The following is a 13,364-nucleotide window of genomic DNA, read 5'->3' as shown; positions in this document are numbered from 1 at the left end:
CCCTTGTGGCTGGTAGCTCAGCCGCCGCTGCGCGGCGGAGCCGCGCGGAGCGTGGCGGGTGTTAGCCGAGTAGCGAGCGCACTGCCAGGCCGGTGCCGACGATGAGCACCAGGCCGGCGGTGAGGGCGGGTAGGGCGGTGAAGCGGTCGCGTAGGCGTTCGACGGTGGACAGGCGGTCGCGCAGTTTGACCAGTAGGAGGCCTACGGTGGTGAGGGTTGCGGCCATGCCCAGGCCGTAGCCCAGGACTAGCACGACACCGAACCAGGTGCGTCCGAGCGCCGCCGCGCCTAGTAGGACTACCAGTGCGGATGGGCTCGGTACCAGGCCGCCGGCCAGCCCCATGCCTACCAGCCCGCCGCGCCCGAGTCGGAATCCGCCGTGCCCGTGCCCATGTCCGTGGGCGTGGCCGTGCCCATGTCCGTGTCCGTGGGCGGTTCCGACCAGTTCTTGGTCTGCGCGTCGGCGGGTCAGGGCCGCGCGGAGCAGGGTTGTGCCTATTCCGGCCACTAGTAGACCGCTCACCACGCCCAGCCACCGCAGCACCGCCTCCCCGGCGAAGGCTCCGGCCACACTCACCACCAACCCCAACACCAGCACCCCGGCGGTGTGGGTCAACGTGACCGTCGCCCCCACCACCACCGCGTCCCGGGGTGTCCCCTCCCTTCCGGCCAGGTAAGCCGCGATCACCGTCTTCCCGTGCCCCGGCAGGGCGGCGTGGGACGCGCCCAGCACCAGGGACAGCAGGACCGCCAGCAGGCCCACCCACGGTGTCAGGTCCCGGGTGCCGACCACCGACGTGAGCGCCGCCGTCGCCCGGCTCAGCAGGGAAGGTCCGCCGTCGGGCAGGGGAGTGCCGGCGGCGGACCCGCCGTCGCCCGGGCGCACGTGCAGCGTGACCGACCGGACGTCCGGCGGATCCGCGAGCAGGTCTTCCGGGTACGTCCTCAGCTCACCGCTCACGCTCACCGCCGGCACCGGCGGGTCCACCAGCGCCACCCCGTCGCCCACGGCGGTCATCTCGCGCCACCCGACGCGGTCCGCCCGGTACCCGTCCCGCACCACCACGGTCTCCCCGGACGCCGCCGCCTCCACCTCGCACGTCAGCCGCGTCGTCGGCAACCCGGCCTCGCCGACCGGGAACTCGACCGCGCTGGACCGCACGACCGTGTCCACGGCCCGCCCGTCGACCTCCACGGCCACCGCCGCCGCCAGCGCGGCGCACTCGCGCGGCGCGTAACCGTCCACTTCGGACGGGCGTTCCTGGAGCGTCGGGATCTCGGCGGTGTCCACCACGGCCCGCAGGACCACTCGATCAGGTGACACCGTGATCCCGTGGTAGTGGTTGACCGTGAAGTTGCCCAGCGGGTGGGCCGACGCGGCGCCGGCCGTTCCGAACAGCCCCAGGAGCACCGCCAGTCCCGCCAACCACTTCACCGCAGCCCCGCCAGGGTCGCCCGCGCCGCGCCGGCGTCGGGGAAGTGCGGGTTGATCCGCAACGCCTCCTCCAGCACGTCCGCCGCCTCGGGACGGCCCAGCGCGGCCAGGATCGTGCCCCGGTGGAAGGCGAACACCGCGTTGCGCCACCCCGAACCCGCCGCCTTCTCGGCGAACCCCAGCGCCTCGGCGTCCCGGCCGTTGAGGTGCAACGCCCACGCCAGCGCGTCGGCGACCAGCACGTGCTGCCGCCGTCCCCACTCCGCCTCGGCCAACCGCAACGCCGTCGCGGCGTCACCCCGGTCCGCCGCGACCACGGACGCCGCGAGGTCGTCCGACCCGCCCGACGCCGCCAGCAACGCGAACTGCCGCGCCACCACGTCGTGCTGCCGCACCGCCTCCTCACCGCGTCCGGCCCGGCGCAACAACACCGCGTACTCGTGCAGCAACTGCGGCAGCGGCGCGCGGGTCACGATGTCTTGGTAGGTGCCGAGGGCTTCGTCCAGCAGGCCGCGGGCGGCGGCGACTTTCGCCTTGCCCTGGGACAACACCACGTCGCGTGGATCGACCAGCAGGCCCTGTTCGTAGTGGGTCTCGGCCTCGTCCAGCCGGCCGTTGTCGAAGGCCAGCTCACCCAGGTGGTACCGGCAGAACGCCACCTCGGCGGGCACGACGGCCGCCTCCAGCGCGCGTTCCAACGCCGCCCGCGCCCCGTCGACGTCACCCCGCTGCTCCAACTCGTACGCGGCGCGGGTGAACGACGGCACGCCGGGTTCCAGGTCCAGCATCCGCTGCACGGTCGCGGTCGCCTCGACGCCGAGCTGGGTCTGGGCGTCGGCCAGCACCCCGTAGACCTCGGCGGTGTCGGGCAGCACGGCCGCCGCGCGCTGGGCGAGGTCGCGGGCGGTGGTGAAGTCGTGGCGGGCGTTGGCCAGCGCGCCGAGACCGAGCAGGGCCCAGCCGTTGTCGGGCTGGTGCTTGAGCGACTCGTCCAGCGCGCCCCGGGCCTTGGCGTAGTAGGCGGGGTCGCCGGTGACGCGGGCCTGTTCGACGTAGGAGGTGCCGAGCGTCGCCCACGTGCGCGCGTCGGACGGGGTGCGGCGCAGCTTGTCGCGGGCGGCGGTGATGGTGCGGTGCAGGGCGGACTCGACGGCGGCCGGCGCGGGCGGCGGGTCGGCGTCCGGGGTGGACAGCGCGGAGACGGCGGTGACCAGGAGCGCGATCCCGCCGACGATGGCCGTGACGGCGACGAGCCGGATCATGGGAAGACCTCCGGGGGGCTTGCGGGGCGCGGCGGGGGAGAGCCCGGCGGGGAGGTGCGTCCCCGCCGGGCGTGCGGGCTACTCGGTCGGGGAGGCGGTCTGCCCGGCGCGGTTGCGGAAGACCCAGAAGCCCGCGCCGATCAGCAGGACCGCGAGCAGCCCGCCCCACAGCGGCGCGGTCGGCATCGACCCGCCCGCCGTCGGCTTGATCGCGACCTCGCCGCCGCCCGCGTTGACGGCGGTGTTGTTCGGCAGCGCCACGTACGGGAACTGCTTGCCGAACGCGTTCTCGTTGGCGTCGACCTTGTCCCCGGCCGCGAGCCCCTCCACGACCCCGTTGACCGCCGCGCCCTCCAGCGCCTGCAACCCGATGTCCACCACGTCGTCGGTCAGCCGCCGGCCGTTGGGGTAGCCCTGGTTGTCCTTGGCCAGCACGCCCAGCCGGTTCTGGTCGCCGGACACCGGCACCGCCATGTTCAGCCGCAGCTGCTCGGACGGCACGAACCGCTTCGGGTTCACGTCGGCGTTGTCCAGCTGGGAGTTCAGGTCGGCCTTGATGGGGCCGCCGAGCTTGGTGGTGATGCCGGTCAGGAAGATCTCGACCAGGTCGTCCCGCTTGCCCTTGGGCGCGGGGATCTTGTAGATCTGCTCGATCAGCTGCGGCACCTCGGGGGCGGTGACCCGGTCCACCAGCTCCTTGACCTTGGCGTCCTGGTCGGGCGTGAGCGAGTTGAACGTGTCCTTCAGCGCCGCCGGGACCACGACCTCGTTGACCAGCGGGTTGCCCAGGCGCGAGACCTGCACCCAGTCGCCGTGCGCCCGCGCGCGGCCGGGGCTGATCTCCATCGACCGGCGCTCGGTGTCGCTCCACACGCCGATCACCGGGTTGCGCTTGGCGTCGCCCTTGAGCGCCAACCAGTTCTTGGGCACCTGCACGGCGATCGTGTTGGCGTTGAACCCGCGCAGCGTGTCCTGGCCGACCTCGGACAGGTCCGCCCCGTAGAGCAGGTCGAACACCCGCAGGTCCAGGAAGAACGGGTCGTCGGCCTGCCCGACGAACGCCCGCGCCCCGCCGGGCACGGCGGTGATCGCCTGGTCGCGCAGCGCCTCGTAGTCCGGCATGGACTTCGGGCCGGTGTTGGACGGCGCGACCTTGCCGCGCTGCACCAGCTTCTTGGCGTTGCCGCGCTGGTCGACCACCTCCAGCGTGTAGAACTGGCGGAACAGCAGGTTCTCGTCGTCCAGCGTGGTGACGACCCCGTTGTTGTAGAGGAACGTGGACTTGCCGCGCTTGTCCTCGGTCTGGAAGGTGAACCGGTAGGTCAGGTCGGCCTTCGCGTCGCCGTCGTTGTCGACGTTGAGGTCGTAACGGGCGTCGGTGGCGAACGGGTAGAAGTTCGGGCCCCCGTTGGGTTCCTGGAACGGCGCGAAGTTCGCGATCAGCGTGACGGTGTCCTGGTGTTCGGGGCTGACGAACGCGTAGACGTCGGTGTTGTCTACCGCCGGGTCGCCGGCGATCAGCGGCGCCTCCCGGTGGCTCGACGCGCCCGCCGGACCCGGCGCGCCGGCCAGGCCGGCCGCGACGCCGACCGCGGCGAGCGCGGCGGTCACGCGCGTGGTTCGGCGCCTGGTGAGCGGTGTGGACATTGCTCGATCCCTTTCCTCGGCGATCGTGCGGACACCTGACTGTTCGGGCACCGGCCGGCTCCGGTTCAGAACGTAGGGGTCGCCCCCGGTTCACCACTGAGGGGTTGGTCTTCCGGTGAGTGGAAGCGTCCGTTGACCGGTGCGGACGGCGAAACCTACGGTCGATCATGGAAACCGGTGGACACGGACAGGAGCACGCGGTGCCGACGCAGACCACGCCGCAGTACCGGAGGGACCCGGCCTCCCAGCCGCCCGTGCGCTGGCCGGACTACCGGTCCAACGCCCTGCGCGCCCCGAACCGCCCGCTGGTGCTCGTCCCGCACCGCCTGGGCGAGATCACCGGCCCGCTGCTGGGCGAGGGCCGCGTCGGCCCGCACGACAACGACCTCACCGCCGGTCACGAGGGCGAGCCGCAGGGCCAGCGGATCATCGTGTCCGGCCGCGTCCTGGACGGCGACGGCCGGCCGATCCCGAACACCCTGCTGGAGGTGTGGCAGGCCAACGCCGCCGGCCGCTACCGCCACGACGGCGACCGCCACCCCGCGCCGCTGGACCCGAACTTCACCGGCGTGGGCCGCACCCTGACCGACGCCGACGGCCGCTACAGCTTCACCACGATCCACCCGGGCGCGTACCCGTGGCGCAACCACGACAACGCCTGGCGGCCGGCGCACATCCACTTCTCGCTGTTCGGCACGGCGTTCACGCAGCGGCTGGTCACGCAGATGTACTTCCCGGGCGACCCGCTGTTCTTCCAGGACCCGATCTACAACTCGGTGCGCGACCCGAAGGCGCGGGCGGCGATGGTGGCCCGGTTCGACCTGGACACGACGGTTCCGGAATGGGCGCTGGGGTACCAGTGGGACATCGTGCTGCGCGGCAAGACCCCCACCCCGCTGGAGGAGGAGGGCGACGATGACTGAGCGGCTGACCACCACGCCCGCGCAGACCGTCGGGCCGTTCTTCGCCATCGGCCTGCCCTGGGAGGACGGCCCGTTCGTCGTCCCCGACGGCACGCCCGGCGCGTTCCGGATCGAGGGCAGCGTCCTGGACGGCCGCGGCGACCCCGTCCCCGACGCCGTGGTGGAGACCTGGCAGGCCGACCCGGACGGGCGCTTCGACCACCCCGACGACCCGCGCGGCGCGGTGCGGTGGAAGGATTTCCGGGGCTTCGGCCGGTGCGCGACCGACGCCGACGGCCGCTACGGTGTCCTCACCGTGAAGCCCGGCCCGCTGCCGACCGGTGACGGGGGATGGGAGGCGCCCCACCTCGACGTGTCGCTGTTCTGCCGGGGCGTGCTGGTGCGGCTGGTCACCCGGATCTACTTCCCGGACGAGGAGGCCAACGCCCACGACCCGGTCCTGACCGCCCTCGACCCGGCCGCGCGGGCGACCCTCGTCGCCGCCGCCACCCCGTTCGGCTACCACTTCGACATCCGGTTGCAAGGGGAGCATGAAACCGTCTTCTTCGACGTCTGACCTGTTCGGCCCGCTGTTCACCGACCCGGCCGTCGAGGCCGAGATCAGCGACGGCGCGTGGCTGCGAGCGATGCTCGACTTCGAGCGCGCGCTGGCGATCGTGCAGGCCCGCGCCGGGCTCGTGTCCGAGGAGGCGGCGCGGATGGTGGTGACGGCGATCGACGTCGGCCACTACGACCCGGTCGAACTCGGCGCGGGCGCGCTGACCTCGGGCACCCCGGTCGTCCCGCTGGTCCGGGCGATCGGCGCGCACGTCACCGCCGAGGGCAGGGCCGCCGTGCACAACGGCGCGACCAGCCAGGACGTCCTGGACACCGCCCTGTCCCTGGTCGCGTTCCGCGCGCTGGGACCGGTCCTGGACGGCCTGCGCGGCGTCGCCAAGGAGTGCGAGCGGCTCGCCCAGCGCCACCGCGACACCCTCATCGCCGGCCGCACGCTCGCCCAGCACGCGCTGCCCACCACGTTCGGCCTCAAGTGCGCGGGCTGGCTGGTGGCCGTGGACGAGGCCGTGGACGACCTCACCCGCGTGCGCGAACAGCGGCTGGCCGTCCAGTTCGGCGGCGCGGCGGGCACCCTGGCCGCGGTCAACGACCCGTCCCTGACCGACCAGCTCGCCGCGCAGCTCGGCCTGGCCGCGCCGCTGATCCCGTGGCACACCAACCGGACCCGGATCGCGGAACTGGCGGGTTCGCTGGGCGTGGCGGCCGGCGTGCTGGCCAAGGTCGCGCAGGACGTCGTGCTGCTCGCCCAGACCGAGGTCGCGGAGGTCGCCGAGGCCGATGGCGGCACGTCGTCGGCCATGCCGCACAAGCACAACCCGGTGCGGGCCGTGCTGGTCAACGCGTGCGCGCGCCGCGTCCCCGCGCTGGTCTCGACCGTGCTGTCCGCGATGGCCCAGGAGCACGAGCGGGCGGTCGGCGCGTGGCACAGCGAGTGGCAGACCGTCACCGAGCTGCTGCGGCTGGTCGGCGGCGCGGTGCGGGGCATGCGGGAGCTGCTGTCCCGGCTGCGCGTGGACCCGGAGCGCATGCGGCGCAACCTGGAGCTGACCGGCGGTCTGCTGATGGCCGAGAACGTGGCGGTCCGCCTGGCCGCCCGCATCGGCCGCGCGGAGGCCCAGGACCTGGTCGCCGAGGTGTGCCGGTCGGCGGTGCTGTCGGGGAAGTCCCTGCGCGCCGCGCTGGAGGCCGACCTGCGCATCGACCTGTCCCCCGAGGAGGTCGCCGAGGCCCTGGACCCGGCGGGCTACATCGGCAGCGCCGGCGAGTTCGTGGACCGCGCGCTCGCCGCCCACCGGGAGAGGGCGGGCCGATGAGGCCGCACCACACCCTGACCGGCCCGCCGGACGCCCCGGTGCTGGTCCTGGGCAACTCCCTGGGCACCACCACCGCCCTGTGGGACGACCAACTCCCCGCTCTGGTCCGGCATTTCCGCGTCCTGCGCTACGACCACCGCGGCCACGGCGGCACCCCGGCCGCGCCCGGCCCGTACCGCCTGGACGACCTGGCCGACGACGTCCTGGAACTGCTGGACACCCTGGGCCTGGCGCGCGTCTCGTACGCCGGCGTGTCGCTGGGCGCGATGGTCGGCATGTGGCTGGCCGGCCACGCCCCGGAACGCATCGACCGCCTGGTCCTGTGCTGCACCACAGCCGCCTTCGCGTCCGCCCGGCCCTGGCAGGACCGCGCGGCGGCGGTGCGCGCCGCCGGCACGGAGTCCATCGCGCGCCAGGCCGTGAGCCGCTGGTTCACACCGGACTTCGTGGCCGCGAACCCCGACGTGGTGGGGAAGTTCGAGACCATGGTGTCCACTGCGGACGACGAGGGATACGCGTCCTGTTGCGACGCCTTGGCCGCGCTGGACCTCCGCTCGGTACTGCCCGCGATCGAAGCCCCGACCGCGGTGGTCGCCGGCAAGCACGACGTCGCGACCCCGCCCGAGCACCAGCGCCTGATCGCCGACGCCGTGCCGGGCGCGGTGCTGCACACCGTCGAGGCCGCGCACCTGGCCAACGTGGAGGCGGCCGACGACGTGACCCGCATCCTCCTGGACCACCTGGCGGCGCGATGACCGACGGCATGCGGGTGCGGCGCGAGGTGCTCGGCGACGAGCACGTGGACCGGGCGATCGCGCGCACCGACGAGTTCACCGCCGACTTCCAGGACTTCATCACCCGCTACGCGTGGGGCGAGGTCTGGACGCGACCCGGCCTCGACCGGCGCACCCGCTCGTGCGTCACCCTGGCCATGCTCGCCACCCTCGGCCACGACGCGGAACTGGCCATGCACGTCCGCGCGGCCCTGCGCAACGGCCTGACTCGCGACGAGATCAAGGAGGTCCTGCTCCAGGTCGCCGTCTACGCGGGCGTCCCGGCGGCCAACCGCGCCTTCGCCATCGCCCAGCCGATCCTGGCGGAGTAGGCGGTCACCAGGTCGGGCGGGCGCTCACGCCGCCGTCCACCACGAGGTCGTGCCCGGTGATCCAGCGGGCGGACCGCGAGGCGAGGAAGACGCACGCGTCGCCGACGTCCTCGGGCGTGCCGAGCCGGCCCAGCGGCGCGGCGGCCCGCCAGCGCTCGACCCCGTCGGGCCAGGCCTCGGCGAGGCCCGGCCGGTCGACCAGCCCCGGCGACACGGTGTTGACCCGGATGCCGAACCGGCCGTACTCCAGCGCGGCGGACCGGGCGTGCATGATCAGCGCGGCTTTCGAGGCGCAGTAGTGCGCGTGGCCCTCGGCGGCCTGGGTGCCCTGGATGGACGCGATGTGCGTGATCGACCCGCCGGTCTCGCGCATGACCCGCGCGGCGGCCTGGGTGACGGCGAAGGCGCTGAGCACGTTGGTGTCCACGACCGCGCGCCAGTCGGCGACCGTCATGCCGTCGAGGTCCTGGTCGGGTTGGACGCCCGCGCAGTTCACCACGGCGTCGAGCCCGCCCACGCGGCGGACGGCCTCGGCGACCAGGTCGTGACAGGCGCTCTCGTCGGTCAGGTCGGCGCGCACGAAGTCCCCGGCCGCGGTGAAGGCGTGCCGGACGACCGCCGCGCCGGCCTCGGCGAACCGCCGCGCGATGCCCGCCCCGATGCCGCCACTGGCGCCGGTGACCAGGACGGAGGTTCCGGTGAGGTCCATCAGACCGGCTGGAGCGGGGTGTGCGGGGCGGCCGGGAGTTCGACGCGGACCGGGTCGCCGGGGCGGACCTCGCCGCCGACCAGGACGACCGACATGATGCCCGCCCTGCGGACGACGCCGCCCTCGGCGTCGCGGCCGACGACGTGCTTGAGCAGCCCGTCGGCGAAGGCGTCGATCTGGGGGCACGGGTTGCGCAGCCCGGTGACCTCCACGACGGCGTCCGCGCCCAGGTGCAGGCGGGTGCCGGTGGGCAGGGCGAGCAGGTCCACGCCGCGGGTGGTGACGTTCTCGCCGAGCGCCCCGGCGCGGACGTCGAAGCCGAGTGCGTTGAGTTCGTCGTGGAGTTCGGCGTGCATGAGGTGGACCTGGCGCAGGTTGGGTCGCGTGGGGTCACGCCGGACGCGCGAGCGGTGCTTGACGGTCACGCCCGCGTGGACGTCGCCGTCGACGCCGAGGCCGGCCACGAGGCGGATGGCGTCCCGGTTCGGTTTGGTGAACGTGTACTCCGCGCTACGACTGACTGCTTCGACTGTCCCCATGATCGATGACCCTAACCGGTAAGACTTCGCGGGGTCGCGGCGATAAAGCCGTTGCAAGCGTTGTGGAACGACGGTGAAAGATCATGGACGACGAACTGACCCACCGAGCCCGAGCGGTCCTGCGGGCCGTCGCGGCGGGCCGCGCCGAAGTGACGCACAGTGTCGAACCCGACCTCCGGGTCGACGGGCTGTGGTGCAGCGACCAGGTGATCGCCTGCCAGTTGGCGCACGCCGGACTGGTCCGCCCGGCCGAGCGGGGCGGTGACGGTCCGTGGGTGCCCGCGGAGATCACCCCGGCCGGCCGGGCCCTGCTGGCATAGCCCGCGGCCGGCCGCGCGCAACCGGCCAGGGCCGTGGTTTGTCGGTGCCGCGTGGGACGATCGATCCGGGGGCCGGAGGCCACGCCCGCCGGCTTCGAAACCCAGCCCGACACCCGCCCTCCCGCCCGCACCCGCCGACCTCGGGCGTTAGCCCGCTCGGCGGTGGGCCGCCGGTGTGAACGCCCCTTGACGCTCCGTGGCACGCGCGGTTGACTGCGTGCTCGTAACCGGTTTCGGTACCGGTTCCACACCGTCGTGGGGAGTGTCCTGTGCGAGTCACGATCGCCGAAGTCGCCCAACGCGCCCAGGTGAGCAAGGCGACCGTGTCCCGCGTGCTCAACGGCAAACCGGACGTCGACGCGGCGACGGCGGCGCGGGTGCGGCAGGTCATCGCCGACGTCGGGTACGTGCCCAGCGCGCGTGCCGTCGGGTTGGCCCGGGGCCGCGCCCGCACCGTCGGCATGCTCGTCCCCTCGCTGACCTGGCCGTGGACCAGCGAAGTCGTCCAGGGCGCGGTGGACGAGGTCGAGGCCGAGGGGTACGGGCTGCTGCTCTACACGGTCAACCGCGGCGCCGAGTCGCTCGCGCAGTTCGCCAGCCACGTCTCGGCCAAGGCGTTCGACGGGCTCCTGGTCATCGAACCGCCGGACACCCTCAGCTACATCGAGACCCTGCACACCCAGGGGCTGCCGGTCGTCATGATCGACGACCGCGGCAGCCGGCCCGGGTTCCCCTCCGTCTCCACCACCAACCGCGAAGGCGCGCGGGACGCCGCGCGGCACCTCGTCGCGGCCGGGCGGCGGCGGTTCGCGGTGGTCACCGGGCCGTTGACCTTCGGGTGCGTCAAGGAACGGCTCGACGGGTTCCTCGACGCGTTGGCCGAGGAGGACCTCCACGTCGACCCCCGCCTGGTGGTCGAGGGCGACTTCAGCACCGACCGGGGCGCGGTGGCGGCGGAGAAGCTGCTCGGCGCGGGACTGCCGTTCGACGCCGTCTTCGCCCACAACGACCTGTCCGCGCTGGGCGTGATCCGGGTGTTGCAGGCGGCCGGGCGGACCGTGCCGGGGGACGTCGCGGTGGTGGGCTTCGACGACATACCGGTCGCCGCGCACACCGAGCTGACGACCGTGCGCCAGCCGATGCGGGAGATGGGCGGCACGGCGGCCCGCCTGCTGCTGTCCCGGCTCGACGGCAACGCCCTGCCCGCCGAACCCGCCGTGCTGCCGACGACCCTGGTGCCCCGCCGCTCGGCGTGACCCGCTACTTCATCGCGGCGATCTGGATCAGGTTGCCGCACGTGTCGTCCAGGACGGCGGTCACGACCGGGCCCAGGTCGGTCGCCTCCTGGGTGAACCGGACGCCCAGCCCCTTGAGCCGCTCGACCTCGGCGTGGACGTCGTCCACCGCGAACGACGTGAACGGGATGCCGTCGGCGACCAGCGCCTTCTTGAACGGGTCCGCCGCCGGGTGGGCGCTGGGCTCCAGGAGCAGTTCGACGCCGTCGGGGTCGGCGGGGGAGACGACGGTGAGCCAGCGGTACTCGCCCGCGGGCACGTCGGTCTTCTTGGTGAAGCCGAGCTTGCCGGTGTAGAAGTCCAGCGCCTTGGCCTGGTCGTCCACGAACACGCTGGTCACGTTGATGCGGATCACGACTTGGGGTCCTCTCGGTCGACGGGCCAGCGCTGGAGGATCGCGCGCAGCGGGCTCGTGTCGATGTGGTGGAACTTGTACCGGCCTTCGCGCCGGGTGTGCACCAGCCCGGCCTGTTCGAGGACCGCGAGGTGCTGCGAGATGGCCTGCCGCGAGGAGGCCAGCCCGTGCCTCATGGTCAACCGACCGCACAGCTCGAACAGCGTCTGGCCGTCGCGTTCGGTCAACTCGTCCAGGATGGTGCGTCGCGTCGCGTCGCCGATGGCCTTGAACAGGTCGGGGTCAGCGTCCACGCGTCCAGTTATAGGCAAGTCGTCACTTGCCTGTCAAGGCGCCCGATGGGCTGACCGGGCGTTCGGGGTGCTCCGAAGTGGCCTTTACCGGCACCAAAAGGTGAGGCTAGCCTAATCTTCGGAGAGGTCCGGATCACTCCCACCGTGCGCGGACTTAGGTTAGGGTAACCAAAGTTCGATCTCCCTGTTGTCGCACCGATGGGACAGAAATGCCACAGCCACCTGTCTTCGACGTCCTCGGCGTCGGCTTCGGGCCCTCGAACCTGGCGCTCGCGATCGCCGTCACCGAGTACAACGCCTCCGCGCGCCCCGAAGACGTGGTGACGGCCCACTTCCTGGAGCGCCAGCCCCGGTTCGGCTGGCACCGCGGGATGCTGCTGGACGACGCGACCATGCAGGTGTCGTTCCTCAAGGACCTGGTGACCCTGCGCAACCCGACCAGCCCGTTCAGCTTCCTGAACTACCTGCACGGCAAGGGCCGGCTGGTCGACTTCGTCAACCACAAGAACCTGTTCCCGCTGCGCGTGGAGTTCCACGACTACTTCGAGTGGGCCGCCGGGCAGGTGGACGACCTGGTGTCCTACGACCACGAGGTCGTGTCGGTGCGCCCGGTCCTGGAGGACGGCGTGGTGACGCACTTCGACGTCGGCTCGCGCACGTCCGCGGGCGAGGTCGAGGTGCGGCGGGCGCGCAACCTCGTGCTGGCGACCGGGTTGCGGGCGAACCTGCCCGACGGGGTCGAGGCGTCCGAGCGGGTGTGGCACAACCGGGACTTCCTGCAGAAGGTCGAGGCGCTGACCGACCCGCGGCGGCTGGTCGTGGTCGGCGCGGGGCAGAGCGGCGCGGAGGTGACGGCGCACCTGCACGAGCGGTTCCGCGGCGCGGAGGTGTGCGCGGTGTTCGCGCGGTACGGCTACAGCCCGGCCGACGACAGCTCGTTCGCCAACCGGATCTTCGACCCGGGCGCGGTGGACGACTTCTACGCCGCGCCCGAGGACGTCAAGCGCAAGCTCGTGGGCTACCACGCCAACACCAACTACGCCGTGGTGGACAACGACCTGATCGCCGAGCTGTACCGCCGGGTGTACCGGGAGAAGGTGCTGGGCGTGCGGCGGCTGCGGGTGCTGAACCTGTCGCGGGTCGTGGAGCTGGTGGAGACCGTCGACGGGGTGCGGGTGACCGTGGAGTCGCTGTCCACCGGCGAGCGGGAGGTGCTGGAGGCGGACGCGATCGTCTACGCCACCGGCTACCGCGAGGCGGACCCGACGGGCCTGCTGGGCGAGCTGGCGGCGCGGTGCCGGCGCGACGCGGACGGCCGGCTGCGGGTGGGCCGGGACTACCGGGTCGGCACGGACGACGGCGTCGAGGGCGGGCTGTACCTGCAGGGCGGGACCGAGCACACGCACGGCATCTCGTCGTCGCTGCTGTCCAACACGTCCGTGCGGGTGGCCGAGATCCTGTCGTCGGTGCTGGAGCGGCGGGAGCCGGTGGTGCCCGAGCAGCCCGCGTACGCGGCGACGAGCAGTTAGGTCCTTTGTGGACTGATGTTTTCCGGTCCGGGGGCCGGTCTCCACAACAGGCCGGTGTTCGGTTAGCCTCGCCTAAACGTT

General features: G+C 72.8%; 15 protein-coding genes. 8 read left to right on the top strand and 7 right to left on the bottom strand.

Annotated features, from left to right (window positions below):
• Positions 1-61: 61 nt before the first annotated feature.
• The 3 genes from ABD126_RS17310 to ABD126_RS17300 form a co-directional block, all read right to left on the bottom strand.
• Positions 62-1,435 carry a nickel/cobalt transporter gene (locus ABD126_RS17310; protein WP_343934882.1) on the bottom strand — a complete coding sequence of 458 codons (1,374 nt, stop codon included), beginning with the start codon at positions 1,433-1,435 and terminating at the stop codon, positions 62-64.
• Positions 1,432-2,697 (bottom strand): tetratricopeptide repeat protein, encoded by a 1,266-nt coding sequence (locus ABD126_RS17305; RefSeq protein ID WP_343934881.1) that lies wholly within the window; start codon positions 2,695-2,697, stop codon positions 1,432-1,434. Before ABD126_RS17305 ends, ABD126_RS17310 begins: the two co-directional genes overlap by 4 nt.
• Before the next feature lie 78 nt (positions 2,698-2,775).
• A complete protein-coding gene (locus ABD126_RS17300; protein ID WP_343934880.1) occupies positions 2,776-4,344 on the bottom strand; it encodes a DUF4331 domain-containing protein in 1,569 nt (522 codons plus the stop codon).
• A 167-nt stretch (positions 4,345-4,511) separates the two neighbouring features.
• On the opposite strand from ABD126_RS17300, the gene pcaH reads away from it, so the two are divergent.
• Genes pcaH through pcaC form a run of 5 tightly spaced genes read left to right on the top strand, consistent with a single transcriptional unit; the run spans position 4,512 to position 8,243 of the window.
• Complete coding sequence (gene pcaH, locus ABD126_RS17295) at positions 4,512-5,267, top strand: protocatechuate 3,4-dioxygenase subunit beta (protein ID WP_343934879.1); 756 nt, start codon at positions 4,512-4,514, stop codon at positions 5,265-5,267.
• Entirely contained in the window at positions 5,260-5,823 is a 564-nt protein-coding gene (gene pcaG / locus ABD126_RS17290; RefSeq protein ID WP_343934878.1) for a protocatechuate 3,4-dioxygenase subunit alpha, read from the top strand. The genes pcaH and pcaG overlap by 8 nt, the downstream gene beginning before the upstream one ends.
• Complete coding sequence (gene pcaB / locus ABD126_RS17285; protein WP_343934877.1) at positions 5,798-7,138, top strand: 3-carboxy-cis,cis-muconate cycloisomerase; 1,341 nt, start codon at positions 5,798-5,800, stop codon at positions 7,136-7,138. Before pcaG ends, pcaB begins: the two co-directional genes overlap by 26 nt.
• Positions 7,135-7,893: a 3-oxoadipate enol-lactonase gene (gene pcaD, locus ABD126_RS17280; protein ID WP_343934876.1), complete on the top strand. Its 759-nt coding sequence runs from the start codon at positions 7,135-7,137 to the stop codon at positions 7,891-7,893. The genes pcaB and pcaD overlap by 4 nt, the downstream gene beginning before the upstream one ends.
• Complete coding sequence (gene pcaC / locus ABD126_RS17275) at positions 7,890-8,243, top strand: 4-carboxymuconolactone decarboxylase (RefSeq protein ID WP_343934875.1); 354 nt, start codon at positions 7,890-7,892, stop codon at positions 8,241-8,243. Before pcaD ends, pcaC begins: the two co-directional genes overlap by 4 nt.
• Positions 8,244-8,247: 4 nt before the next feature.
• On the opposite strand, the gene ABD126_RS17270 is transcribed toward pcaC, so the two are convergent.
• Together ABD126_RS17270 and ABD126_RS17265 are read right to left on the bottom strand one after the other, a co-directional pair.
• The gene (locus ABD126_RS17270) at positions 8,248-8,952 is read right to left on the bottom strand and encodes an SDR family NAD(P)-dependent oxidoreductase (protein ID WP_343934874.1); all 705 of its coding nucleotides are present in this window, start codon (positions 8,950-8,952) and stop codon (positions 8,248-8,250) included.
• A complete protein-coding gene (locus tag ABD126_RS17265) occupies positions 8,952-9,491 on the bottom strand; it encodes an MOSC domain-containing protein (RefSeq protein WP_343934873.1) in 540 nt (179 codons plus the stop codon). The genes ABD126_RS17270 and ABD126_RS17265 overlap by 1 nt, the downstream gene beginning before the upstream one ends.
• Before the next feature lie 83 nt (positions 9,492-9,574).
• Here ABD126_RS17265 and ABD126_RS17260 point away from each other — a divergent pair, with 83 nt between their 5' ends.
• Together ABD126_RS17260 and ABD126_RS17255 are read left to right on the top strand one after the other, a co-directional pair.
• The gene (locus tag ABD126_RS17260) at positions 9,575-9,811 is read left to right on the top strand and encodes a hypothetical protein (protein ID WP_343934872.1); all 237 of its coding nucleotides are present in this window, start codon (positions 9,575-9,577) and stop codon (positions 9,809-9,811) included.
• Between the two features lie 269 nt (positions 9,812-10,080).
• Complete coding sequence (locus tag ABD126_RS17255; protein ID WP_343934871.1) at positions 10,081-11,067, top strand: LacI family DNA-binding transcriptional regulator; 987 nt, start codon at positions 10,081-10,083, stop codon at positions 11,065-11,067.
• 4 nt (positions 11,068-11,071) lie between these two features.
• On the opposite strand, the gene ABD126_RS17250 is transcribed toward ABD126_RS17255, so the two are convergent.
• Positions 11,072-11,461: a VOC family protein gene (locus tag ABD126_RS17250; RefSeq protein ID WP_343934870.1), complete on the bottom strand. Its 390-nt coding sequence runs from the start codon at positions 11,459-11,461 to the stop codon at positions 11,072-11,074.
• Positions 11,458-11,754, bottom strand: coding sequence for an ArsR/SmtB family transcription factor (locus tag ABD126_RS17245; protein ID WP_343934869.1), 297 nt, complete (start codon positions 11,752-11,754; stop codon positions 11,458-11,460). Before ABD126_RS17245 ends, ABD126_RS17250 begins: the two co-directional genes overlap by 4 nt.
• Before the next feature lie 209 nt (positions 11,755-11,963).
• Here ABD126_RS17245 and ABD126_RS17240 point away from each other — a divergent pair, with 209 nt between their 5' ends.
• On the top strand, positions 11,964-13,283 hold the full coding sequence (locus ABD126_RS17240; RefSeq protein ID WP_343934868.1) for a lysine N(6)-hydroxylase/L-ornithine N(5)-oxygenase family protein: 1,320 nt from the start codon (positions 11,964-11,966) through the stop codon (positions 13,281-13,283).
• Positions 13,284-13,364: the final 81 nt, after the last annotated feature.

The sequence above is a fragment of the Saccharothrix mutabilis subsp. mutabilis genome, from assembly GCF_039521145.1.
Taxonomy (GTDB): Bacteria; Actinomycetota; Actinomycetes; order Mycobacteriales; family Pseudonocardiaceae; genus Actinosynnema; species Actinosynnema mutabilis.
This window is presented reverse-complemented; position numbering and strand designations above follow the sequence as displayed.

What these genes read in the sequence shown, in the direction of transcription:
- ABD126_RS17265 (WP_343934873.1), bottom strand. Translation starts at nt 9,491, where the DNA reads ATGGGGACAGTCGAAGCAGTCAGTCGTAGCGCGGAGTACACGTTCACC.
- ABD126_RS17300 (WP_343934880.1), bottom strand. Translation starts at nt 4,344, where the DNA reads ATGTCCACACCGCTCACCAGGCGCCGAACCACGCGCGTGACCGCCGCG.
- pcaB (WP_343934877.1), top strand. Translation starts at nt 5,798, where the DNA reads ATGAAACCGTCTTCTTCGACGTCTGACCTGTTCGGCCCGCTGTTCACC.
- ABD126_RS17240 (WP_343934868.1), top strand. Translation starts at nt 11,964, where the DNA reads ATGCCACAGCCACCTGTCTTCGACGTCCTCGGCGTCGGCTTCGGGCCC.
- pcaD (WP_343934876.1), top strand. Translation starts at nt 7,135, where the DNA reads ATGAGGCCGCACCACACCCTGACCGGCCCGCCGGACGCCCCGGTGCTG.
- pcaH (WP_343934879.1), top strand. Translation starts at nt 4,512, where the DNA reads ATGGAAACCGGTGGACACGGACAGGAGCACGCGGTGCCGACGCAGACC.
- pcaG (WP_343934878.1), top strand. Translation starts at nt 5,260, where the DNA reads ATGACTGAGCGGCTGACCACCACGCCCGCGCAGACCGTCGGGCCGTTC.
- ABD126_RS17270 (WP_343934874.1), bottom strand. Translation starts at nt 8,952, where the DNA reads ATGGACCTCACCGGAACCTCCGTCCTGGTCACCGGCGCCAGTGGCGGC.
- pcaC (WP_343934875.1), top strand. Translation starts at nt 7,890, where the DNA reads ATGACCGACGGCATGCGGGTGCGGCGCGAGGTGCTCGGCGACGAGCAC.
- ABD126_RS17260 (WP_343934872.1), top strand. Translation starts at nt 9,575, where the DNA reads ATGGACGACGAACTGACCCACCGAGCCCGAGCGGTCCTGCGGGCCGTC.
- ABD126_RS17305 (WP_343934881.1), bottom strand. Translation starts at nt 2,697, where the DNA reads ATGATCCGGCTCGTCGCCGTCACGGCCATCGTCGGCGGGATCGCGCTC.